We start from the raw sequence: 22824 nt of genomic DNA, 5'->3' as shown, positions 1-22824 counted from the left end.
TGTTGTACAATGAAAAAACGCCATCCGTAATTGGGTGGCGTTTTCGATTGTTTTATTAATGATCTTTCATAATGGAATGACCCATGCGATCTCTTTTGGTTCGCAAGTAATCCTCGTTGAAAGGATTGGATTCAATCTCAATCCCTACATTCTCTACAACCTCCAGTCCGTACCCCACTAATCCAGCACGTTTTGTTGGGTTATTAGACATCAACCGCATTTTGGTTACACCCATTTGTCGCAATATCTGTGCACCCACACCGTAGTCACGTAGATCTGCTTTAAAGCCAAGTTGCAGGTTCGCATCCACTGTGTCAATACCTTGTTCCTGCAATTTATAGGCATGCAATTTATTGATAAGGCCGATTCCACGTCCTTCTTGATTCATATAAACGACAATGCCTTTGCCTTCTTCCTGAATCATTTGCATGGCTTTATGAAGCTGCGGTCCACAATCGCAACGGCAAGAACCGAAAATATCCCCGGTGATGCACGAGCTATGCACACGAACGAGGATAGGCTCATTTTCATCCCATTCGCCTTTATAAAGTGCTAGGTGCTGCTCGCCGGTATTCTTTTGCGTAAACGCTTTTAGTTTAAAATCACCCCATTGTGTTGGCATATTAACCGTTTCTTCTTCATCGATCATTGAATCGTGTTTCAACCGATACTCGATAAGGTCTTCAATGCTGATAATTTTAAGATCAAAGCGTTTGGCAACTTCCATTAAATCTGGAAGTCGGGCCATTTCACCATCGTCTTTCAGTATTTCAACCAATACACCCGCTGGCTCAAAACCTGCCAAGCGAGCCAAGTCAACGCTAGCTTCCGTGTGGCCCGTGCGACGTAATACACCACCATCTTTTGCGATCAATGGAAAAATATGGCCTGGCCTTCCTAGCTCTTCCGGACGGATATTAGGATCTATTAATGCTTTAATTGTCTTTGAACGGTCTGAAGCAGAGATGCCTGTTGTACAACCGTAACCTTGTAAATCCACAGATACGGTGAAATTTGTTTCATATACTGCGGTATTCTGTCCAACCATCAGGCCCAAATTCAACTCCGCGCAGCGCTCTTGTGTGAGGGGGGCACATACGAGGCCACGCCCATGAGTCGCCATGAAGTTAATCACCTCCGGTGTGGCGTTACGAGCCGCAGTGACGAAATCGCCTTCGTTTTCACGATCCTCGTCATCAACAACGATAATGACCTTGCCGGCTTTGAGATCTTCAATAGCCTCTTCGATCGTATTTAATCTTATATCCATGTTGTGTTAGTCTATCACCTGCAAAGGTAGAGTTCTTTGCGCGGTTTTGTATAATACCCTTGTCAAAATCCGTCGACTACTGGGTAGCCTTCTTTTTGAACTTCATCATGACCCATTTCCATGCGCCCTCGACCTTCAGTTTGTATTGCTCAATATCGAATAGGGCGGAGTCCGTCGTTGATTTATACGTCAGAAACATGGCGAGAGGACTTAAGACAATGATGGCCATCCACATCCCCAGGATAGGATCCAAACTGCCATCTTTCGAAGCCTTTTCTGACATTGTCGATATGATATGGTAGATAAGGAAGAAAATGATGGCAACAACAACAGGTAGGCCTAAGCCGCCCTTCCGGATGATAGCGCCTAAGGGAGCGCCAATAGCGAAAAGCAATAAACAGGACACCGCTAAGGTGAACTTTCGGTGGAACTCTATTTTGTAGCGTATATCCTTTTCGGCATAATTTTTAAAATCAGGCTCTTTCATTTCGAAGACATTACTCATTTGCTGCACCTGCCCAAGTGCATTGCTGAGCAGCGTACGCTGTTGGTCTTTAGAAACGTAGTCTGTAAGAAAATTATCAAACTTTTTCACCGGCACTTGCTTTACACCGTTTTCATGATAATAAGGTGATAGGTAGGTCACGTAGTTTTTGGCCTCCAAAAAAATGCTATTGGAGGTACTATCCAGCTGCAGGCGATTCGAGTCTGTATACAATTTCAACTGCTTGATATTAAGCATGGAATGGTGCGTCTTAAACAAGCTTTCATCGGTGCGCTTCATTTGAAAGGCTTCCATATCAAACTTCTGCTCGGTTTCTTTAAAACGAAACCGCGTGAATTGCTGCCGAGGGTCATAGCGTTTAGCATTTTTTACTCTTGACTCTTCATATCGAACGCCATCCTTAAGCCGCAGAATCATGTAATTATTATCGGCGGAGTTTTGCATAAACCCTTCCTTAGCGAGCAAAACGTTGTTTGTAGCATTGCCCGACCGATGATCGTAAATCATCAGATTGTGTAAAACTGTTCCATTGTCGCTTTTACTTTTTGCACGAATAGAATATCCGGGGATAGAACTGTTGAAGATACCGGGTTTAATTAAGAAGTCAGCTTTTTTATTCCGCACATCCCAAAGCAGCGAACCCATCTTGAGATTCACTACGGGAAGGATATAGTCAGAAAATAGAAAAGAACCGGCAGCAAATAGGGTGACAAGAAAGATCAAAGGCGTCATAGCCTTACGCAACGAATAACCTGCCGCTTTAATCGCAACCAGCTCGTAGCTTTCCCCTAAATTGCCAAACGTCATGATCGAAGATAACAGCATGGATAATGGAAGGGCCATGGAAAGCTGTACGGCGCATTGATAGCCAATAAGCTCCATCAGCACGTACCATTCGAAGCCTTTTCCTATTAAATCATCGATATATTTAAATAGAAAAAGCATCAACAGCACAAACATCACGATACAAAAACATACCATGAAGGGCCTGATAAATGCTTGTAAAATAAGTAAATGTATCTTCTTCATATCAACACCGGGTTTCCTGCTGCAAATTCCGATACAAAGATACTATTTTTTATGCTCCGATAACACTCTGCAAATAGCCAATAGAATTGGCCCATATTTTTTTTCTGTCGTCTAGGTTGTCTTGTTTCACGTAATCCGTAATGGACAGAGCCACATCATTGGTTAGTTCATCTTGGATGATCTCAATTTCAAAGTAGTAAGGTTCGTCATCTAGCCATTTAAAGCGTACCGATTTGTTCTCCTTGATTGCGACAAGCTTGGCTCGGTTTACTTCATCGTCCCAAATAAATTCATAGATGCCATCTTTATAGTTAACATCATCTGCAAACCATTGGGATAGCGCATTGGGCTCTTGAATATAGGGGAATAAAATTCGCGGCGATGAATTTATGATATATTCTAAATGTATCTCAACTTTTTGATCCATACAGTTTGTTCTGGTTAACAATTAAAACCACTTTTTGATGATTTTGTAAGTATACAGTTTTATTTCGGAAATCAAAATAGAATGTATAATTAATTTTATTGTTTCACGAAAGCTGAAATTATATATTTATAAATGAGCATTTTGCGGTTGTATCGATTCAAAAGTATGCAGAATACAATTTTTTCCTTTGCATCTCATCGGGAATTACTATATTTGCATCACGAAAACGGCGGGGTAGCTCAGATGGTTAGAGCGCAGGATTCATAACCCTGAGGTCGGCAGTTCGATCCTGCTCCCCGCTACTTGGAAAGCCAGCATGCAAGTGTTGGCTTTTGTTTTTGATAGCATTTTTGTAGCAGGATTCCTATCCGCCAGCTGGCGGACGGCAGTTCGATCCTGCTCCCCGCTACTTGGAAAGCCAGCATGCAAGTGTTGGCTTTTGTTTTTTTATAGCTTTTTTGTAGCAGGATTGCTATCCGCCCACTGGCGGACGGCAGTTCGATCCTGCTCCTCGCTACTTGGAAAGCCAGCACGCAAATGTTGGCTTTTTTCGTTTAGAAGTTTTTGTAGCAGTGCAGCTAAAACTTATTGTTGATACGGCAATACGATAAGACGGCCTCGCTCTCGAAATTCGAATGCGATCTTCCATAACTAGTTATACCTACCCTAAAGCCCGTTTAGGATAGGTTTTAAACGATGTGGTATCACGTTGTCATGCTTTTAAGCAGTGCTTTTATGGGATAATTTTATCTGATTTCAATTGTTCAAAAAGACTAAAAAACGAACCGGTTGTACTGCAATATTCGTTAAAGTCAAGTATACGGCTATTTGTCATGTCTGTCATTACCTCAATCGGTCGACTTAAATCGAGATCTGTGTGCCAGGCTGAACTAACTTTATGCAAATCTTCCTCTACCAACCCGTGTTTTTTTGCAATACGTTTCCAACTGTCTTCCTTTCCCTTTAATGTTTCGACTAAAGGCCTTATTTCATCTTCAAAGCCTATAAATTCAATGGAAAACCATTCAGCGATTTTTCTCCACAACCAACTCCATCTGAATACATCGCCATTTGCGACATTGAACGCTGTATTAAACGCAGAAGGGGTCTCCGATGCCCAAACAATCTGCTTCGCTAACATGCCTGCATCGGTAACATCCGAAAGTCCGTTCCACTGCGCCTTCGAGCCAGGGAATATAAATGGTAAATTCTCTTCCTTGCAAATAGAAGCGTATACGGCTAACGTTGTTCCCATGTTCATGAGGTTACCGACTGCATTTCCAATCAATGTATGAGGGCGGTGCACGCTCCAGGTAAAGCCGTCTCGTTTAGCCGCAATGTATAGCTCATCTTCTTGAGCATAATAAAAATTAGGGGCACTCAACCGAGGCTGATCTTCCCGAAGGGGCGTTTCAGGTAGTACACCACTTGCAACATATGCATCGAAGGGCCCCAGATAATGTTTTAATCCCGTCACCAGGCCAACATGTTTCACACTCTTTTTTTCGGAAAGGACATCCAGTAAATTCCGAACCATAGCTCCGTTAACCTCGATATTCTCTTTTTCAGAATTTTTGCGCATCCAAGTTGTAAAAAAAACATGTGTAGGCCGTACACCCACTAACGCCTGTTTCAAACTATTGCTGTCCAATAAGTCCGCTTGTACAGAGGAAACGCCTTCAACGTCTTTACCCAATCCTCTGGATAAGCCGTATGTTTCCCAACCTTGATTTAATAGTTCTTTTGCCAAATTGTTGCCAGAGATTCCGGTTGAACCGACAACCAATGCTATTTTTTCCATATCAAAAATTATTTTGTTACAAAATTAGCGTATGGAAGCGTGAAGGGGCTTGACCTAAATCAGGAAATACTCTTGACTTGAATCAAGTATTAGTTTCAGTTATCTTTTTCTTTATCCTGCTTATTGTTTCAGGAGAGAGGCCAAGGTATGAAGCTATTAGATTCTGAGGTAGTCTTTGACCAATAGATGGATAAGTATCGAGAAACATAGTGTACTTTTCTTCTGCAGTGTGGGTGATGGCGCTAATAAGCCTGCTGTCCTTGGTGGCAAGGCTATTTTGATAAAGTACTCGGAAGTAACGTTCCATAAGGGGTACCTCAGTCAACATCTTTTCATAATTTTCGACAGAGAGGAGCAACACTGTGGTGTCCTCAATAGCATCTATATTTAATTTAGCTTCATTGCCAAATATGAAGCCTGCGAAATCTGAAATCCACCAACCCTCCCAAGCAAACAGATTAATGTGTTCGTTACCCTTTTCATCAACGGTATAAGATCTCATCAATCCTTCTGTCACAAATGATATGTACTTGCACACATCTCCCTCTTGAAGCAAGTACTGCCTCTTCCTTAATTTTTTACGCCTGAAAAAGCTCATCACAACCTCTTTATCTCTTTCCGTAATAGGAACTTTATCCGCTATGTGCTCAAACAATACATTAAAAACCTGTTCCATACATCATTTTTTGATAGGGCTGCTTTTCGATTCCAAAGATAATCAACTAAAAAGAAGCTATTTTAAGAGTTTAAAGTTTGTTTACCATATTTTGGTCATTAACCATTCAGCCTTTATAGGTCATCCATTGCCGCCCATCTAACGCGATATCGGGAAGTGGTGGGTTAATTAACAAACAATAGGTACCGATACCACTACAACGCAAACTTGATAGAAAAACCCGAAACCCGTATACACAACTTTCCGCTATTAAAATAAGCCGCGAAACAGCGTGAGGATATAGAGGGGATGACGAATGATATCAGCCAAAAAAGGGCGTAAATAACAAAAGGATCCGGCAGCAAAACATACCGTGCATCACATAATCTACTCTTTGAGTTAGATGCGCATGGAGGAGAGTGGACGAATAACCCGTATTAACCCTGTAAAACACAATAAAACAGCTTATTAACTTTTTAATTTGTAATTTTGTTGGAATGAAAGTATCACATCCAGCTGTAAGACACTACCTTCTAGTCACCATATTATTTATATTTCCTATCGTTAAGAAGGCCAACGCTGTGGAGCCGTTGCTAACGACTGCTCACAATTTTGATAGCCACGCTCCGATATTCGAAAGCAATCCAGAGCAAGACCTTATATCCTTTGCAAAGAAGTTGCTCGGCGTAAAATACAGGTATGGAGCTTCAAGCCCGACGAGTGGCTTTGACTGTTCTGGTTTTGTACATTATGTTTTTAAGAAGTTTGGTGTAGCCTTACCGCGAAGTTCATCGGCTATGGGGAAGGCGGGTGAAGACGTATCTTTGGCACAGGCCAAAGCAGGTGATATAATTCTTTTCACGGGGACCAATCCAGCCCGAAGAAGTATTGGGCATGTCGGTATTGTGCTGTCAAACTCCGCCGAGTCCGGTTTACGGTTTATACATGCAAGTTCAGGGAAGGCACAAGCGGTCACAGAAACTATGCTTGAAGGAAGTTATAAAAGACGATTTATGAAAGTTGTACGGGTGACCGCCTCTTAATAGTCTTCTAAATACTTCGTTTACAACATTCGTCATTTTTTTTGTTCTCAAGCTGGACGCCTAAGATCAGGATTCTTTTCCACGAATTATTTCGAGATGATGATGTCATATTTTGCTAACAAACCTGCTATACCCAGCATAGAGAATTTTGCTTTTTTCAAACGGTTTTGTTCCGGGTCTAGACTATAATTATAGGAAGTTCTAAAATCTGCTTTTTCGAGGTTTGTTTGACGGAATACAGCGCGCTCCATATTACATTCATCAAAGGTAGAGGAACTAAGATCAGCCTCGGAAAAATCGACCTCTTGCAGCAAACAAGCTTTAAAGGATAGCCCTTTCAACTTTAATTTCGTAAACGAGCTGTGTTGAAGCTGGCAATGCGCAAAAGAAAAAGCTAGCCCAAACGTGCTACAGGCGGAAAATGAAATTCCCATCATTTTGCATTGACTAAATTGAACGTCCTGAAAGCTACAACGCGAGACATTGACTAGGCTAAGATCACAATTAGTGAATGTACAGTCTATGAATCGACAGTCGGAAAGATCCATTTGATTTAAAATGCAAGTGTTGAAAACGCAGCTATCAAATTCGACCTTTCGAAAATTTTGCGGAAACGATGTCTTTGTAAACGTTTGCTCTTGATAATATTCTTGTTGCATTAGTCTGTACCGTGTAGATATCTTTTTAAAAAAACTGAGTGCAAGGTACGCATTCCGCGAGCAGTTCTATTCTTCAGGCTTTACATTTTCGATCAGAAGCAAGGATTTTCGCTATACTGCAGTATTGAAAAAGATAATTCCATATATTTAGTCCTGGAAAATCGCACTTATGCTGAAAGCGGCTCAAAACAACATACGCTACGATATTGTTTTTCTGCGCTGTGTCGCAGTAGTAGCTGTGGTTTGCTATCACTTCGATTTTAAGATCTTCCGCGACGGGTATGCGGGAGTAGACGTTTTTTTTGTGTTGTCAGGCTTTCTAATGACCCAAATGATCAGCCAGAAGATCGAAGAAGGCAAGTTTACATTAGCCGGTTTCTATTATCGACGCTTAGCCAGGATTGTACCCGGTCTATTGGCTGTCCTCCTCATCTTCTTTATACTTATTTATTGCTTCCTTGGAATAAAGCTTTATGATTTTAGTCGTTTTGCTTTTTCGAGTTCGCTCTTTGTTTCCAATATCCACTACTATCGAGCCGCAGGATATTTCGCTCCATCATCCCAATTAAATTTTTTGCTGCACACATGGTCATTGTCCGTTGAATGGCAATTCTATATGGTTTACCCCTTGCTTTTGCTGGGTTTGCAACCATTACGTAAACGGCAGGGCAAGGTATTCATACTACTGATTTGTGTGCTAATCTTTGTTTCATTTGCCATTATGTCGTACTACATGCGCTTCGATGCAAAATTTGCATTCTATATGTTTCCGACACGAGCGTGGGAATTTTTAGTCGGCGCGCTCGTTTATTTTCAGACACCTTGGCTAAAGAACTACATTTCATTACGAATACGAAACCTCCTGGCAGTTCTTCTTATTGGTTTACTTGTGCTGTCCATGTTCGGGTTGATCAGGCTCACTCATATGGGCTGGCCCTCCGTCAGCACATGGCTGCCCGTAGGTTGCACAGCGGGTATTCTGTGGTTAGCGCCAGAATTATCGCTTTTTAGGCTTCCGGTTGTTGTTTACCTTGCTCGTATATCCTACAGTTGGTATTTGTGGCATTGGCCAATAGTGGTGCTTTGCACCTATTTCGCATGGAACCAAACACAGGAGCAACGGATACTGTTCTTTTTTCTTTCCATCGTATTAGGTAGCGTCGCGTATTTCCTTGTCGAACGACGCGCAGTGTTTCGTAAGCCTGCGGTTTTAACCGCAAGCATCCTTATCACGGTATGTATCACGTTCTCGATTACACAAATATCTTGGCCGAAATATCTTACAGCGGATAATCTGCCAGATATCGCAGATTTCCAACGGCGTTATACGGCACTGTTCGCTGACGAGCAATACAATTTTGGAAAGGGACATCTGTTAGCAAATTCTCCTTTCCAGGCATTCGATCAGCGCGAGCTTTATAAATTTTCAGACACCTTACCAAACTACCTTTTAATTGGTGATTGCCATGCAGGTATGTTTTCCGCCACCCTGCGGGATCTTGCACATAAGCACGACGTGCATTTGTTGCAAGCGACCGGTGATGAAACCTTTCCCGCTCCAAACGTTCAATCCGTTTTCCAAGGTCCCACGGAGCTGATGCATTATATGTATGGAACCTATCTTCCAAAGCATATGGGAAAGATAGATAAGGTGATCTTATCTGCAAATTATGCCGGTTATTCTAAGAAGCAACTCGAGGCGTATTTAAGGCAGATCGATGCATTCTTTGGTCAGTATGCTGTCCCGGTCATTTACATCGGGCAGACAGAAAGTTATCAGATCGAGTATCCCGTGATAGAAGTCCTGCGAAAGCGTTTCGCCATCCATCCAGCAAAGTATTTGCGTCCCGAGCGCTATAACGCCAATAAATTTCTGAAAGCATCCTCCATCGCATCGCGCTACATCGATGTTTATAATCATCCAGATATCCTACGCGCCGATACAGCGTCCACCTACTTCTATGATGCTGATCATCTATCTATTTTCGGTACGCAGCAATATGCAAAATTATTGGAAGAGCGGATCTTCCTGAAACAACCCAGATAGTAGCGATATAAACAGATGATCACTTGTAGCTTTAGCGTGCGAACCGTAATTTCAATTCAAATGCTATGGTGCAGCGAATACGTACTTCCAGCTATCTGTTTTACTGATTTGATTATATTGATCGAATGCGTTTACTACGTGATGATTTGCTTATTACGTGGCATCACAGCGTAGATATACTGATAAATTTCTTTTTTACAACTTTTACGTAGGAGTAAGGTTATGTTCTTATTTAAATGATGGATATGATACACAAAAAAATAATACTTGGAACGGTACTCGCGATAAGCTTTTTAGCGATGTATGGATGTCAACAGCCCGCTAACAACCAGGCACGCCCCGAAACGGCTACGCCAACGGTTGAAGATGAGCGTGCTTCTGGCAGCGCCGTGACAGACAGTACAGAAGTTGTGCAGGATTCCACTAGTCAGTAGCTCATTTAGAACCTGTACAAGGTGTTTAGGCTGTTTATTCTGTAGAGATTTAACACACTATTTAACAAAATATTATGGAACTGACATTGCCAGAACGTAGAATACGCATTATCAAAAGTACGGAAGACAAGCAGCTTGGAACTTTCTCTGAAGAGGTTTTTAAAGAGTGCAATGACAATAAAGATGTGATTGAGTCCTTTTATGAAATAGAACGGGCATTTAAGGCAAATCCCAATTACGAGTTGTTACATGGCGCGCGAGAGCGACTATCGATTAGTTTCAGGGACATCAATTCTTTACAAGAGATCCGTTTTGTTGCCGAAGATTAGTGTTACTATCAACCAATTAGCGAGTATCGAGAAAATCTGTTCGAGAGGGAGTAAAAGAGTCTATAAGTTCGCCAGCTTCTAGACAAACACATCCATGTAATACATTTGGCGGAACGATACAGGTATCGCCAACTACCAAAATACGCTCTTCCCCGGCTATGCTATAGCTAAACTTTCCAGAGCTTACATAAGATATCTGTACGTGTGGATGCGCATGAGGTTCGCCAACAGCGCCCTGCTCAAATCTTACTTTAACAACCATGAGTTGCTCGTTGTGAGACATCAGCTTGCGACGCACGCCATTGCCAAGATCTAACCAATCCATATCATTGTCTATTCCGAAAAGTTGTCCCATAATCACTATGTGAGGTTGTAAGCATTGAATAGAATGCGAGGATGCCGAAACATCCCCGCACTGTTAATAATGAAGCAAGTATGCAATTGGCGTTGGCACTTGAACATAATCACTATTAAACAGAGCAAAAATAGGAAAAAAAGCCGTCAATGTTGCGCCATGGTAGCTTTACTTTCTTTTATGGGTCGTTACAACGGAGTTAGTACGGCTTTTCTTTCTGCTATTCCTACTGGTAATACAATAGAAAACGTAGTGCCTATCCCTTCCGTACTCTCCACAGTTATTGTGCCGGCGTTTTGCTTTATAAGTTCGTAGCTCAGCATTAAACCTACGCCAGATCCCCGCTCGCCGTCCGTGCCAAAAGACGGCTTTTGAAGTGAACGGAACAGCGCGTTTTCATTATCCTTGCTCATACCCATGCCACGATCAATGACTTGCAGTGTCACCTTGCCAACACCGCGTTTGCCCCTAATAGATATTGTGCCGCCTGCATAGCTGAACTTTATGGCATTGCTTATTAAGTTTCTTAAAATCATACTCAACTGGTCACGATCTGCAAATACGAAGGTATCCGGATCGATGTCTATAGCGAAGTCGATTGCTTTTTCGGTGGCTAGCCCTTCCAAAAAATAACAAGTTTCCTGTACGGCTCCCGTCAAATATACATGGGTTTTGGTTGTTTGTAAGCCGCCAAGGTTATTGCTGCTCCAGCGCAAGAGGTTATCCAGTGTGCTGTCCAATTGCGCAATTCTTCTGTTCACTAATTTCACCGATTGTTCTGTAACCTCTGGAGAGATAAAGCCCTCTTGGAATAGTGCTATAACGCCTTGTAAGGAAGCTAGCGGACTTTTGATATCGTGAGAGATAATGGAAAATATTTTTTGCATATCCGCATTCATCTTCTTGAGTTTGTCGCGTTGTTCCTCAATTTCTTTCTGATAGCCATACTGGATACGTTTAAAAAAACTAATAATAAAGGTTAGAAATACTAGAGCTCCAATTGTATTGATAATTTGGCGGCTGGTGGGTAAAGCTTCACGCGGTCCGAGGTCCTGCGGTAAAAAAGTTGCCAAGAGGATGACTGTAGTAACTCCTATGCCGGCCATAATTTGTGCTCCTTTTTTATCGTAGACCAATAGGGCGACGATGAGCACGCAGAGAAGATAATAAATCGCTCCGTTTTGATACAAAAAGCAGCCTGTAGCAAATAGGAGAAAGTTAAAACTGAGAAGTACGAAACGACCAGCGTGATAACGCTGGCGTTGGTGCAATATGAGCACTAATGCAGAGGCTGCGCTATTTGCAAGATTGATACTTGATAGAAGATAATGGCCATTGATTATGTTGCAGATAGCGAAAAAGAAAGTTAACGGCACACAGCTTAAGGCGATTAGATTGAGCATTTGCACTCGTCGGCTCGCCAAATAAGATAATTCATCATGAACACCAATATGGGTGAGTCTTTTGTAAAGTGACAAAACAGTTTCCATGCGGTTGCGAAAGTGGGTAAAGATGACCGGGTTAATAACGGCGCTAAGTTAGCGATATTCTCTTTATATACACGGCTTCAACAACGGAAGTATTTTAAAGACCATAAAAATTGGTACAATGGCTATTAAAAGAACTTTTCGCAGCGATGGCGGTTCGTAAAGGGGAGCGGCATCCGCTTTCAAAGATTATGAACAAAATAATATACAACATGATAACAAAACATTTGTCAAGTAATGCCAAAATAGGGCTTTCCTTGCTAGCTGCATGCGGCTTGATGTGGGCCTGCGGTGGGGCTTCGAAAAAAAGTAATACGAATGACACGGATTCCTCTTCCCAGGAGCGGGAGTTCGGCATGCAGATTGTACCGCAAGAGCCTTTGGCAACACCGTCAAAAAATAAATTCTCCAAGGTGCAAGGTTTCAAAGAGGGAGAGACACCGACCGCCAGCGCGGGTTTTAAAGTGGTTCGCTTTGCCGATAGTCTAAATAGTCCTCGAAACGTATATGTGGCCGCAAACGGAGATGTATATGTTGCGCAGGCGCGTACGGAAACCAAAGGCGATGGTAAAAAGGCTGATTCCCATAACGAGTTTCGCAGTAAAAGCCCAAATAATATTATTCGTTTTCGCGACACCGACGGTGACGGTATTGCCGATGAACGGGAGACAGTTTTAAGTAATCTTTCGCAACCTTTCGGCATGTTATTAGCCGGAGAATGGTTCTATGTAGCGAATACGGATGGGTTGATGAGGTATCCCTATCGCAATGGTAAGATCAGCACAAGCGGAAAGAAGATTTTAAGCTTGCCGGCGGGCGGTTACAATAATCACTGGACGCGAAACATGATCCTCAATGCAGATAGTACGAAGATATACATATCAGTAGGCTCGGGAAGTAATGTGGGAGAGAACGGAATGGAGCATGAAGTAAGGCGGGCAGCGATTCTTGAAGTGAATCTCGATGGCTCGGGTGAACGGATCTTCGCCTCTGGTATTCGCAATCCGGTAGGGATGGATATCGAACCGCAGACCTCGACGCTATGGACTGCTGTTAATGAGCGGGATGAACTGGGCGACGAGCTAGTGCCTGATTACATAACAAGCGTAAAAAACAATGGCTTTTACGGTTGGCCTTATACGTATTGGGGACAGCATGAAGACCCGCGTTGGAAGGATAAGATGCCTAAAGAAATGGCACAAAAATCGATTACGCCAGACTTCGCAGTTGGCGCGCATACCGCCTCTTTAGGCCTCTCGTTCAATAAAGCAGACGGTTTTCCTGAAGGGGTATATATTGGACAACACGGCTCTTGGAATCGCTCCACATTCTCGGGCTATAAGGTGATTTTCGTCCCGTTTTCAAAAGGACGCCCTGCCGGTGAAGCGCAAGACTTCCTGACAGGGTTTATAGGCAACGAGGAGAATAGCGAAGTTTATGGAAGACCGGTAGCTGTAGCGTTCACCTCAAAATACATGTTAGTGACGGATGATGCCGCAAACATTATTTGGACGGTGATGCCTGAAAGATTGTAATAGCTCAACAGACCTCGGTGCCGAGAAAGTTATGCGCTCGTTGAGGGCACAACTAACACATATTATTAAAAAGCAAACTTAATAGTAGGCTGGCTGCAATAGCGGTCGGCCGTATTCATCTTTTTCAAAGGCTGCCAAAAATACCACCTTGTGCCCTTCCAAAAGGAGGAAACGAGAGATAAAATCCTCGTTGCGTTTCGTAGATTCGATACGTAAGATGAAATCTTCATCATCTAAATCTATGGTGGCAAATTTAACTTCTTTCGAGACGTTATAAAGTTTTGATATAAGATGGGAACGGTCTAAGATCGTTCGGATAGAAGTTTTGAAAATCAACACATACTTTTTCATGAACATACAGTTTTATTAAGATACATCCCCCCACGAGCCCACATCCATGCTGCAACAAATATGGGAGCAATCTCGCACAATTAAAGGTGAAATTCGGCCGAAGCGGACAATTCGCCGGCCGAACCGACCTTTAAAACGGCGATCAACCTAAGTAAACTGTATCAGCCCTGCAGCCACTGCATGAACATTTGGTATTTTTCTTTACTAACAGATATTTTAATAGGATGCTCTACATGCAGGCTAAGTATCAGCTTTCGTGATAAACTGGTGTTAGCGTAAGCAATCGTAGCCCGCTTTACAATGTGTTGTCGATTTACACGGAAAAATTCTCCACCGAGCATCTGCTCCATCTCTTCTAAAGATTTATTAACTAAATACTGTTTTCCGGCATCTGTTTTTACAAAAACATTCTCGTATTCGATGTAACACAATGCGATCTCTTGAAGTTGGATGGGTATGATTTTATCGCCATTAATCACGATGAGTGACTTTTTGCGCGCATCTGCACCGGGCGACGGACGCGTGACTGCGTCGACCATATTTTGTGTGCCCCGATTAAATGTTTGGCGGAGCTGCTTGTACTTTTCCAAGGTCTTTAAAATGCTTTCGTCGGAAAACGGCTTTAAGATATAATCCAAACCAAATGTTTGAAAGGCTTCAAGCATATATTGGTTATAGGCAGTACAGAACACAATTGGGGCTTTAGGCGAAACCTCTCGGAAGATATCAAAAGACTCACCATCACCCAGTTGTATGTCGCTAAAAATAAGATCGATATCTGGATCTGACTTCAAAAAGGCGATGGCTTCTTTTACACTCGAAAGCCTTGCGCTCAATTCGGAAGAGGGCTCTATTCGCTTTAGCGTAAGTGCCAAATCTTCCGCTGTTAGATCTTCGTCTTCAATAATGATTATTTTCATTCATGAATGATTTTAACGTAGACTTCGAAACAGGATGCTTTCTCACGGATAATGACACTATCCTTTAAGTAGTAACTGAAACGCTCTTTCAGATTGTTTAAACCATAATTATTGTTGTCTTCTGTAGCACTTTTGCGCAAGCAAACATTGTTTCGCACAATGATCCACCCGTCTTCCTCCAGGATATCAATATGCAAGGGATGTTCAATAGTATAGTGATTATGTTTAAGCGCATTGTCAACAAGTGGTTGGAGGGAAAAAATAGGTAAATGAGCCTTAAATACATTTTCAGAGACAGCTATCGTATATTGGATAGCTTCTCTAAACCTTATCTTCTGCATCGATAAGTAATCTTCACAGAGCTTAATTTCCTGTTTTACGGTCGCTAGCCCGTCATCCGATGTTAAGAAACTACCGCGCAAATAATCAGATAATTGCAAGAGATAGGATTCAGCCATTGCCGTGTCTTTCTTGATCAGCGACTTAAGACTGGAAAGTGCATTAAATAAGAAATGTGGTTGTACTTGCTGCCGTAACATTTGGTTAACAGCGCGTTCTTTTAGCTTATCCAGCTTGGAGCGTTCCAGTTCCAACTGATTTTTAAAATAATCCGTCATTAAAAAGTACAACCATAGCAATACCATGAAATCTAAGATGGCAGCATGAAAAGCTGTCAATAGGAAGAAATTTATAGGAGAAGACTCAATAACTCTATTTTCCTCTGGAGCGATGGTGCCTAGCTGTTTGGATAGAATAATGGAAAGGAGGCAAATACCAAAAGTCATTACGTAGCCTAATAACTTGACTTTAACGGGCGACTTGATAGGGTCTTTGACATCAAAGTGAATATGAACAACAAGGTTAGCGAGGATAATGCCAAATACGACCACAAAAGCAATTGCTGTACTTAACCAAAAACGCCCCTGCTCTTTGTATAGTGAATCGATAATCAGTATCGAGACAATGCAGATAGAAAATACAGCACTGCGTTTAATCCAATACTTTAGAGGATAGCGATTTTTATTTTGGAAAAAACCCATAGCATGACAACATTTGCATGCAAAGATAGGGTTTATTCGTGAGTAGCCTATTTTCGTTGCGTGCTGTCCACCGTTTCATAGTGCTAGACCAGCAAATGGACCTATGGACGATACCTTTTAAAGGGAATTTTTCGTCTTCTCTTTTCTTCCGTACCGATCAGAAAGCCATAGGGCTTTAAGGTTGGTATGCGATCACATATAATTTTACAAACACCGATGACGGGAATAGCCAGCACCATACCCGGTATACCCCAGATTGCTTCGGCAACGACTAAACTTATAATAGTAAATAGCGGGTTGATATTTACTTCATTCCCAACAATAAGCGGCTCTAAAAGATAGGTTTGCACAAATTGCACCAACGCGTAGATGCCAACAACAAGCAAAATCATATCGCCACCGCCACCCTGCGCCACAACACCCAAAACGGTGATACCTGTGCCTGTAAGGTTTCCAACGAAAGGAATAAGTTCAAGCAGACCACATAGAATCGCAAAAAAGATGGCATTCTCTACCCCTATAAGCGAAAAGCCTAGACCGTAAAGTATCCAAAGCACGACTATCATCTTGGCTAAACCGCTCACGTAGTGGGCAGCCACCTTTGTCGATGAATCGATGATGTCTATGGTTTTATTGGTAGGATTATCTTTCGCAACTTTTAGGATAAATTGTTTTATCCGCCCTCTGTAAAACAAAAGAAGAAAACTGTAAACAATAACCAACACCGTATCCACCGCAAAACCCATAAAACCCGATGCAAAGCTTGTCGTTAGTCCACTGCTTTGTTGACTTGCCTTCATCTCTTCTTGCGCAATTGCCTTTTGTTGTTCTTTGTCAATGCCAAATCGGGAATCTACCCAGTCTTGAATGTTAGTTAAAAGACCGGATAGGTTTTGTTTCATAGCATCCACATTATCCGAAAAGCTTTGCAGTTGCCAATTCAGCAGAAAGAATAAGCCAACCGCCACCAGTAGGAATATCAACACAGAAAGCAAAGCAGTAAGCCATCTGGGAAAGCGTTTGCGCTCCAGCGCGTTGCTCGGCGCTACGAATAGCATAGCCAAAATGCCCGCAATGGCCAGAGGGGCAAGGATACTTTTGGCAAAAAATAAAATCACACCGACAAGTACTGTAATACCCAGTACTTGAAAAACCCTCGTTGTCGTATGCATACTGTATGTTTTGTTCGTTATTTTATGTTGCGTCAGTGGTTGAAGATGGCAAAGCTCGTTATCTTTCGGATAGCACTACTTTTCCTCTACAAATGTCCAAAGGTTGCGCTTCACCTTGTGGAAAGTGTTATCTTTTAAGACATAGATATCTGGTCCTTCCGTCCATTGCTCTTCACCTCGATTGTACTGTAGGAGCCTGTAATCTACGCGCAGGGTATCTCCATACTCTTTAATATGGAGATAGTCGTAGTCCGAAAAAGTAGAAGCGCCACTAGGGCGAAGGTAGCAATCCTGGGCGACCACCGTTTCAGCTACTTTATCATTCGGGAAATAACGCTGAATAAGCTTCTTGTGTTCGTCAGATCCTTGCTTGCCGAGGCCAAGCGCCGTGGTAAGCTTGCATCGCTCCCCATCACAGCCGCTACCGCCCATCGCAGCATAAAAAGCAGCTAAAGCCTTTACCGGTTCTTTTAGATGCGAGGCTACACCATCGTGAATGTTGCCCGGAATAGAATCTGTATCATGAATCAAGTCATAGCTTACCGAATCCTGTATTTTGGCATCGTGCGTACTGTCGTCAGCGCGTTCTGCCGCCGCTCCTTGTTTATTAGTCTGCTGCTCATTGTTACAAGCCCCCAGGAAAATAACAATCCCCAACAGATAGGTTAGATGTAAGGTCTTCATATCAAACTATAACCTCAGAAAAAGTTAATAGTTCAGTTTGTTTTGTAAAATACTAAATGTCAATATTTTAAGATGAACCTTAATACATATGACATTTTTTTGATTATAGTAGTCTACTAAATTAATGGAATAAATGTACATTTGCCGCTGAGAGAAATTACATCCATTGTGAAACTATGTATATTACTATTTGTTGCCGAATGTTTTTAGGAGATAATTGAACCAAAAATTGTCTCCGATAATTTATTTACTAGCTCGTACAAGAATTTTTCAACCATAAGTCTTTGTAATGAATACAAAAAACTACCTAAGTGTAGTGGGGATCGCTGTTGCCTGTTCGATAGGGCAACTCTACGCGCAAACCACGCTTACCGGTCGTGTAATCGACCAAAATAGTCAGCCGATAGCTGGCGCTACGGTTACAGATAACCAAACAAAAGTGCAAGCATACACCGATGCCAATGGCGGTTTTTCGTTAGGTGTCAATGCGGATAAACCGTCCGTAACGATTAGCTACATCGGGTTTCGCGACACAACGATAACTGATTTTAAATCCGGATCACTCGTCATTCAATTGCTTCCATCAGCGGGCGAACTGTCCGAGGTTGTGGTCACGGCTTTAGGTATCTCGCGCGAGAAAAAAGCGTTGGGATATGCTGTGCAAGAAGTTAAAGGTGTTGAACTACAAACACGTCCTACTAACGCACTTAGTGCCTTATCAGGGAAGGTGGCCGGATTGCAGGTTATCAGTTCGGGAGGAAACATGGGTGGTTCCTCTCGTGTTACCTTACGCGGTGTAAATTCTATCTCTGGAAACAACCAGCCGCTTTATGTCGTGGATGGCACCCCTATAGATAATCAGGATCTCAACTCCATTGCGACAATAAATGGCAGTGCAGGTAAAGATGTAGGAAATCTTATCCAAGATATTAACCCCGATGACATTGCAAACATCTCGGTATTGAAAGGTCCGGTATCTGCCGCTCTATATGGATCACGCGCGGCGAACGGTGTGATTATGATCACTACGAAAAAGGCTAACGTAGGCGATCGTACATCTATATCGGTCAATACCGGTTTGGATTTCGAAAACATCGTGCGGCTCCCGAAACGCCAAAAACTCTACGGACAAGGATATTCGACGGAGTTTCAAAGAGTCAATATCAACGGATCTGATTACGATATCGTAGATTATGCATCTGATGAAAGCTGGGGTCCTCTGCTTGATGGAAGAAATGTCCTGCAATGGTACAGCTTAAACCCCGAAGATGCTGCCAGCTACCTACAGCCAACGCCTTGGGCTTACCCGAAGAATGACGTCAAGTATTTTTTCCGGACCGGGGTAGCCAATACCAACAATATAGCCATTGCTGGAAGTGGCGAGAATACCACCTATAGATTGTCGTATACCAATAAGAACGTACGCGGCACAACACCAAACTCGGGATTAGACCGGAATAGTTTAAATTTTTCTGGAAGCACACAGTTGGGCAAATTGAAGGTGAATTCGGTATTCAACTACGTACAGAATAAATCACTTGGTAAACCTTGGGCAGGAGCTTCCAACCGTAATATTATGCTGGAAGCTTTCCAATGGGGAGCTGTGCAGGTGGATTACAAGCAGCTAGAGAACTACAAAAGAGCTGACGGCACGCCATTAGCTTGGAACCGTACCGGTTGGCAAAATACCCCTGCTGCAGAAGCCACACGTTTTATTGACAATCCGTATTGGTCAGCTTATGAAAGTTATCTAGAAGAAAAACGCGACCGCTTTTACGGAAATATCGGCGTTGAATATCAAGCAACAGATTGGTTGACCTTACAGGCCAAAGTGCATGGCGATATTTACAGTTTCGATTCCCAAGATCGCATTGCCGCCTATTCACGCAGTACATCGCAATATGAGGAATCAGCAAATAAATTGAATGAATACAACTATGAGTTCATTGCCTCTGCGAAAAAACGCTGGGAAGATTTTTCATTACAAGGTTTTGTAGGCGCCAATATCCGTGACATGGAACGCAAAGTGGATTATGGTATCACACAAGGAGGCCTTATCATACCCAATTATTATAATCTGAAAAATGCCTCTTCTGTGCTCATTGATAACAATAAATACCATAGAAGAATTGCATCGGCTTTTGCCAGTGCCTCGCTTAGCTACAGGGATATTCTCTTTTTGGACGGAACGATCCGCAATGACTGGTCATCCACACTACCGATCGATAGTTATTCCTATCTCTATCCATCTGTCTCCGGAAGTTTTGTTTTCAGTCAGTTGGAGGCCTTTCGCAATCTTGACTGGTTATCCTTTGCTAAGGCACGAATAGGATTATCATGGGTAGGTAACGATACGGAGCCATATAGTCTGTATAAAGTATATATGGCTGATCAGTCATTTGCTGGGTTACCATCTTACAGTTTGCCAGCGGTATTAAACAATCGTGAGTTGAAGCCGGAAATAACAAAGTCTTGGGAAGCGGGGTTAAATATGCAGTTTTTCAAAAATCGTTTAGGTTTTGATTTAACTTACTACAATAATTCCACCCGTGACCAAATCCTTCCAGTACCTGTTTCATCGGCATTTGGCTACGAATACAAAGTGCTTAACGCTGGCCGTGTTGATAATAGCGGCATCGAGATTGTGTTAAATGCTACGCCTGTCCGCAATGACAATTTCCAGTGGAATACCAACGTAAATTGGGCCAGAAACGTAAACAAAGTTGTTAAACTAGATGATCTAGTCAATACATTGACGCTTAGCAACAGCCTTGTAAATTTGGTTGCGCGCGAGGGTGAATCTTATGGCCAGTTGCTGGGTTACGATTTTGTATATGCCAACGACGGACAGCGAGTTGTGCAGGCAGATGGTACGTATATGCGCACGTCGCAGCTTGTGCCACTTGGTTCTGTCTTACCTAAGTTTTTATTTGGCTTCCAAAATAGCTTTACATATAAAAATTTCAATCTTGGATTTTTGGTTGATGGCCGGGTAGGAGGTAAGTTTTTCTCGCAAACCTACAAAGTAGGTATGTATGCCGGCGTCTTAGATAAAACGGCGGCCAACAATGTGCGGGAGACAGGCGTAGTGTTAGATGGCGTCAAAGCCGATGTAACATTTAACCCTGATGGCAGCTATGCAGTAAATAATGCGGTAACGAATGACACCCGTATTACTGCGCAGCAGTGGGCCAGAAATGAGTATAATGGACCAACGACATTCTCCATATTTGATGGCACATTTGTAAAACTGAGGGAGGTTACTTTCGGTTACACGTTTCCACTGCCAAATGCAAAAGTTATCAAAAACCTAGGCGTATCGGTTTATGGGCGTAACCTTTGGAATATCTATACCAAGAGTAAATATATTGATCCTGAATTCACCTCCAGTGGCGGTAATGTGCAGGGGATAGAAGGGGGAAATATTCCTACGCCAGTAACTTACGGTTTCAATGTAAATGTTAAATTCTAAAGCATTATGAAAGTATTTAAAAATATATATACGGCAGGTATCGCGAGTCTGTTAGCCCTCAGTTTTGCTGGATGCTCCAAAGATACCTTTACCGAGATAAACGCAGATCCAAACAGACCATCCGCTGTTTCTACGCCATCTATCTTAGTTGGCGCAGAGAAGCAACTCATGAATACCTTGCGCAACGAAGAAATGAATTTGCGGGGTGCACAACTTTATGCGCAGTATTTTAGCCAGAATATTTACACCGATCAGTCGCGCTATGTAGTAACAAATAGCTATGCAGATAACTATTGGACAGGCTTGTACAAAGCATTGAATAACCTGAATGAGATTATCACCCTGAATACAGACGAAGCGACGCGCTCCATCGCTGCGGCAGGGGCCGCCGGTACAAATGTGAACCAGATCGCCATAGCACGTGTGCTGAAAGCATTTGCATTCCATTCGCTAACGGATGTTTTCGGCGACATCCCTTACCAGTCTTACGGTAATGCAGGTCCTGAATTTCAGGCGTTGCAGCAAAACCCGGATAATTTAACTCCCGGATACGCCAGCCAGGAAAAGATTTACAAGGATCTGCTGAATGAATTGAAGCAGTCTGCAGATACGCTTTTGAAGTATGGTTCAGCTACTACCTTCGGCAACTCGGATATTATCTACAAAGGACAAAATGCGAAATGGGCGAAATTTGCTAATTCGCTTCGCCTTCGCCTGGCAACGCGGATTGCGAAAAAGGACCCAACAGGTGCGCGCGGACATATCGAAGATGCATTGAACAAAGGCGTTTTTACATCAAATGCCGATAACGCGGCCTTTAAATACACAGCGACTTCGCCTAATGAGGCGCCACTTTACAGAGCAACTGTTATAGCTAATCGTAAAGATTTTGCGGTGTCACATGTATTGATTGAGGCCTTGCAAGGAAAGCGAGGGCCTTTCACTGCCGCAGACCCTCGGCTGCCCAAATATGCAAAGCCTAACGTGCGGGGGCAATACGTTGGTCAGCCATACGGCCTGCCGCTCGCGGCAGGAAATATGTTCCCTACCGATTCTATTTCCTTGCCGGGTGATCTAATCAATGCCGCTGATTACGCGGAGGTATTGCAGGAATATTCGGAAGTGGCTTTTCTCATCTCAGAATACAGGACTTGGGATCAAGCTACCTATGAGCAGGGCGTTCGCGCTTCGCTGGAAAAATGGGGCGTCGGGACTGCAGAAGTTACGGCGTACCTGGCTGCTTTGCCGGCAGCAACCCAGGAAAATGTTCTTAGCCAAAAATACATAGCCTTGTTCAATCAAGGAGTAGAAGCTTGGACGGAAATACGCAGAACAGGCTATCCACTATATCTAGTCAAGAAAGATGATGTGATTTGGTCAGGAGTTCGGTCGGGCACCACTTTAACCTATCGATTTACACCGGAGGTGGGCACCGCCATTCCGACTCGTTTTGTATATCCCTTAAAAGAACAAAGCACAAACCGGGAAAATTACCAGAAAGCGCTTGCGAACCAAGGTGATGATGTCACGAGCACGAGGCTTTGGTGGAACAAAGACTAGTATAGCGAGTTTGTTTCCTAATTCGTGCGGGAATTTCCAAAGCTGGAAA

At 42.8% G+C, this 22824-nt stretch carries 20 protein-coding genes and 1 tRNA gene; 8 read left to right on the top strand and 13 right to left on the bottom strand.

The annotated features are described in order from the left end of the window. Window positions 1-55: 55 nt before the first annotated feature. The 3 genes from DI53_RS03355 to DI53_RS03345 all read right to left on the bottom strand — a co-directional run bounded on the left by DI53_RS03355 (window position 56) and on the right by DI53_RS03345 (window position 3231). Window positions 56-1270, bottom strand: a complete 1215-nt coding sequence (locus DI53_RS03355; protein WP_037495316.1) for a bifunctional 3,4-dihydroxy-2-butanone-4-phosphate synthase/GTP cyclohydrolase II — start codon at window positions 1268-1270, stop codon at window positions 56-58. A 76-nt stretch (window positions 1271-1346) separates the two neighbouring features. Further along, window positions 1347-2804 carry an LptF/LptG family permease gene (locus DI53_RS03350; protein ID WP_037495313.1) on the bottom strand — a complete coding sequence of 486 codons (1458 nt, stop codon included), beginning with the start codon at window positions 2802-2804 and terminating at the stop codon, window positions 1347-1349. 49 nt (window positions 2805-2853) lie between these two features. Beyond that, window positions 2854-3231 (bottom strand): START-like domain-containing protein, encoded by a 378-nt coding sequence (locus DI53_RS03345; RefSeq protein ID WP_037495310.1) that lies wholly within the window; start codon window positions 3229-3231, stop codon window positions 2854-2856. Between the two features lie 228 nt (window positions 3232-3459). Here DI53_RS03345 and DI53_RS03340 point away from each other — a divergent pair. Then, window positions 3460-3533 (top strand) — tRNA-Met (locus DI53_RS03340). Window positions 3534-3964: 431 nt separating this feature from the next. Here DI53_RS03340 and DI53_RS03335 read toward each other — a convergent pair. Further along, window positions 3965-5032, bottom strand: coding sequence for an SDR family oxidoreductase (locus DI53_RS03335; protein ID WP_037495307.1), 1068 nt, complete (start codon window positions 5030-5032; stop codon window positions 3965-3967). An 82-nt stretch (window positions 5033-5114) separates the two neighbouring features. After that, window positions 5115-5708, bottom strand: coding sequence for a Crp/Fnr family transcriptional regulator (locus DI53_RS03330; protein ID WP_037495304.1), 594 nt, complete (start codon window positions 5706-5708; stop codon window positions 5115-5117). 476 nt (window positions 5709-6184) lie between these two features. On the opposite strand from DI53_RS03330, the gene DI53_RS03325 reads away from it, so the two are divergent. After that, window positions 6185-6730, top strand: a complete 546-nt coding sequence (locus tag DI53_RS03325; protein ID WP_052072017.1) for a C40 family peptidase — start codon at window positions 6185-6187, stop codon at window positions 6728-6730. Window positions 6731-6816: 86 nt separating this feature from the next. On the opposite strand, the gene DI53_RS20665 is transcribed toward DI53_RS03325, so the two are convergent. Beyond that, window positions 6817-7389, bottom strand: coding sequence for a pentapeptide repeat-containing protein (locus tag DI53_RS20665; RefSeq protein WP_037495301.1), 573 nt, complete (start codon window positions 7387-7389; stop codon window positions 6817-6819). A gap of 169 nt (window positions 7390-7558) precedes the next feature. On the opposite strand from DI53_RS20665, the gene DI53_RS19510 reads away from it, so the two are divergent. The 3 genes from DI53_RS19510 (at window position 7559) to DI53_RS03305 (ending at window position 10199) form a co-directional block, all read left to right on the top strand. Next, the gene (locus tag DI53_RS19510; protein ID WP_052072015.1) at window positions 7559-9436 is read left to right on the top strand and encodes an acyltransferase family protein; all 1878 of its coding nucleotides are present in this window, start codon (window positions 7559-7561) and stop codon (window positions 9434-9436) included. Between the two features lie 245 nt (window positions 9437-9681). Continuing rightward, the gene (locus DI53_RS03310; protein ID WP_131555161.1) at window positions 9682-9870 is read left to right on the top strand and encodes a hypothetical protein; all 189 of its coding nucleotides are present in this window, start codon (window positions 9682-9684) and stop codon (window positions 9868-9870) included. A 74-nt stretch (window positions 9871-9944) separates the two neighbouring features. After that, window positions 9945-10199 (top strand): hypothetical protein, encoded by a 255-nt coding sequence (locus tag DI53_RS03305; RefSeq protein ID WP_037495296.1) that lies wholly within the window; start codon window positions 9945-9947, stop codon window positions 10197-10199. A gap of 16 nt (window positions 10200-10215) precedes the next feature. On the opposite strand, the gene DI53_RS03300 is transcribed toward DI53_RS03305, so the two are convergent. Both DI53_RS03300 and DI53_RS03295 read right to left on the bottom strand, forming a co-directional pair. After that, on the bottom strand, window positions 10216-10554 hold the full coding sequence (locus tag DI53_RS03300) for a cupin domain-containing protein (protein ID WP_037495293.1): 339 nt from the start codon (window positions 10552-10554) through the stop codon (window positions 10216-10218). Window positions 10555-10742: 188 nt separating this feature from the next. Beyond that, a complete protein-coding gene (locus DI53_RS03295; protein WP_037495290.1) occupies window positions 10743-12044 on the bottom strand; it encodes a sensor histidine kinase in 1302 nt (433 codons plus the stop codon). A 209-nt stretch (window positions 12045-12253) separates the two neighbouring features. Here DI53_RS03295 and DI53_RS03290 point away from each other — a divergent pair, with 209 nt between their 5' ends. Beyond that, on the top strand, window positions 12254-13576 hold the full coding sequence (locus DI53_RS03290) for a PQQ-dependent sugar dehydrogenase (protein WP_037495432.1): 1323 nt from the start codon (window positions 12254-12256) through the stop codon (window positions 13574-13576). A 78-nt stretch (window positions 13577-13654) separates the two neighbouring features. Here the strand turns inward: DI53_RS03290 and DI53_RS03285 are convergent, their stop codons facing one another. The 5 genes from DI53_RS03285 to DI53_RS03265 form a co-directional block, all read right to left on the bottom strand. After that, a complete protein-coding gene (locus DI53_RS03285; RefSeq protein WP_037495287.1) occupies window positions 13655-13927 on the bottom strand; it encodes a hypothetical protein in 273 nt (90 codons plus the stop codon). A gap of 161 nt (window positions 13928-14088) precedes the next feature. Next, window positions 14089-14847, bottom strand: coding sequence for a LytR/AlgR family response regulator transcription factor (locus tag DI53_RS03280; protein ID WP_037495284.1), 759 nt, complete (start codon window positions 14845-14847; stop codon window positions 14089-14091). Continuing rightward, window positions 14844-15887 carry a sensor histidine kinase gene (locus DI53_RS19505; protein WP_052072013.1) on the bottom strand — a complete coding sequence of 348 codons (1044 nt, stop codon included), beginning with the start codon at window positions 15885-15887 and terminating at the stop codon, window positions 14844-14846. Before DI53_RS19505 ends, DI53_RS03280 begins: the two co-directional genes overlap by 4 nt. A 101-nt stretch (window positions 15888-15988) precedes the next feature. Next, window positions 15989-17059 (bottom strand): AI-2E family transporter, encoded by a 1071-nt coding sequence (locus DI53_RS03270; RefSeq protein WP_037495282.1) that lies wholly within the window; start codon window positions 17057-17059, stop codon window positions 15989-15991. 75 nt (window positions 17060-17134) lie between these two features. Continuing rightward, window positions 17135-17743, bottom strand: coding sequence for a hypothetical protein (locus DI53_RS03265; RefSeq protein WP_037495280.1), 609 nt, complete (start codon window positions 17741-17743; stop codon window positions 17135-17137). Between the two features lie 289 nt (window positions 17744-18032). Here DI53_RS03265 and DI53_RS03260 point away from each other — a divergent pair, with 289 nt between their 5' ends. Both DI53_RS03260 and DI53_RS03255 read left to right on the top strand, forming a co-directional pair. Further along, window positions 18033-21215, top strand: coding sequence for a SusC/RagA family TonB-linked outer membrane protein (locus DI53_RS03260; protein WP_037495279.1), 3183 nt, complete (start codon window positions 18033-18035; stop codon window positions 21213-21215). Window positions 21216-21221: 6 nt separating this feature from the next. Further along, window positions 21222-22775: a SusD/RagB family nutrient-binding outer membrane lipoprotein gene (locus DI53_RS03255; protein WP_037495276.1), complete on the top strand. Its 1554-nt coding sequence runs from the start codon at window positions 21222-21224 to the stop codon at window positions 22773-22775. The last annotated feature ends 49 nt before the right edge of the window (window positions 22776-22824 follow it).

Source organism: Sphingobacterium deserti (assembly GCF_000757725.1).
GTDB lineage: Bacteria > Bacteroidota > Bacteroidia > Sphingobacteriales > Sphingobacteriaceae > Sphingobacterium > Sphingobacterium deserti.
The sequence above is the reverse complement of the archived record's forward strand: the minus strand, read 5'-3'. Positions and strand labels throughout refer to the sequence as shown.

What these genes read in the sequence shown, in the direction of transcription:
- DI53_RS03270 (WP_037495282.1), bottom strand. Translation starts at nt 17,059, where the DNA reads ATGCATACGACAACGAGGGTTTTTCAAGTACTGGGTATTACAGTACTT.
- DI53_RS03335 (WP_037495307.1), bottom strand. Translation starts at nt 5,032, where the DNA reads ATGGAAAAAATAGCATTGGTTGTCGGTTCAACCGGAATCTCTGGCAAC.
- DI53_RS03300 (WP_037495293.1), bottom strand. Translation starts at nt 10,554, where the DNA reads ATGGGACAACTTTTCGGAATAGACAATGATATGGATTGGTTAGATCTT.
- DI53_RS03285 (WP_037495287.1), bottom strand. Translation starts at nt 13,927, where the DNA reads ATGAAAAAGTATGTGTTGATTTTCAAAACTTCTATCCGAACGATCTTA.
- DI53_RS03265 (WP_037495280.1), bottom strand. Translation starts at nt 17,743, where the DNA reads ATGAAGACCTTACATCTAACCTATCTGTTGGGGATTGTTATTTTCCTG.
- DI53_RS03260 (WP_037495279.1), top strand. Translation starts at nt 18,033, where the DNA reads ATGAATACAAAAAACTACCTAAGTGTAGTGGGGATCGCTGTTGCCTGT.
- DI53_RS19505 (WP_052072013.1), bottom strand. Translation starts at nt 15,887, where the DNA reads ATGGGTTTTTTCCAAAATAAAAATCGCTATCCTCTAAAGTATTGGATT.
- DI53_RS20665 (WP_037495301.1), bottom strand. Translation starts at nt 7,389, where the DNA reads ATGCAACAAGAATATTATCAAGAGCAAACGTTTACAAAGACATCGTTT.
- DI53_RS03280 (WP_037495284.1), bottom strand. Translation starts at nt 14,847, where the DNA reads ATGAAAATAATCATTATTGAAGACGAAGATCTAACAGCGGAAGATTTG.
- DI53_RS19510 (WP_052072015.1), top strand. Translation starts at nt 7,559, where the DNA reads ATGCTGAAAGCGGCTCAAAACAACATACGCTACGATATTGTTTTTCTG.
- DI53_RS03310 (WP_131555161.1), top strand. Translation starts at nt 9,682, where the DNA reads ATGATACACAAAAAAATAATACTTGGAACGGTACTCGCGATAAGCTTT.
- DI53_RS03295 (WP_037495290.1), bottom strand. Translation starts at nt 12,044, where the DNA reads ATGGAAACTGTTTTGTCACTTTACAAAAGACTCACCCATATTGGTGTT.
- DI53_RS03330 (WP_037495304.1), bottom strand. Translation starts at nt 5,708, where the DNA reads ATGGAACAGGTTTTTAATGTATTGTTTGAGCACATAGCGGATAAAGTT.
- DI53_RS03325 (WP_052072017.1), top strand. Translation starts at nt 6,185, where the DNA reads ATGAAAGTATCACATCCAGCTGTAAGACACTACCTTCTAGTCACCATA.
- DI53_RS03255 (WP_037495276.1), top strand. Translation starts at nt 21,222, where the DNA reads ATGAAAGTATTTAAAAATATATATACGGCAGGTATCGCGAGTCTGTTA.
- DI53_RS03355 (WP_037495316.1), bottom strand. Translation starts at nt 1,270, where the DNA reads ATGGATATAAGATTAAATACGATCGAAGAGGCTATTGAAGATCTCAAA.
- DI53_RS03345 (WP_037495310.1), bottom strand. Translation starts at nt 3,231, where the DNA reads ATGGATCAAAAAGTTGAGATACATTTAGAATATATCATAAATTCATCG.
- DI53_RS03290 (WP_037495432.1), top strand. Translation starts at nt 12,254, where the DNA reads ATGATAACAAAACATTTGTCAAGTAATGCCAAAATAGGGCTTTCCTTG.
- DI53_RS03305 (WP_037495296.1), top strand. Translation starts at nt 9,945, where the DNA reads ATGGAACTGACATTGCCAGAACGTAGAATACGCATTATCAAAAGTACG.
- DI53_RS03350 (WP_037495313.1), bottom strand. Translation starts at nt 2,804, where the DNA reads ATGAAGAAGATACATTTACTTATTTTACAAGCATTTATCAGGCCCTTC.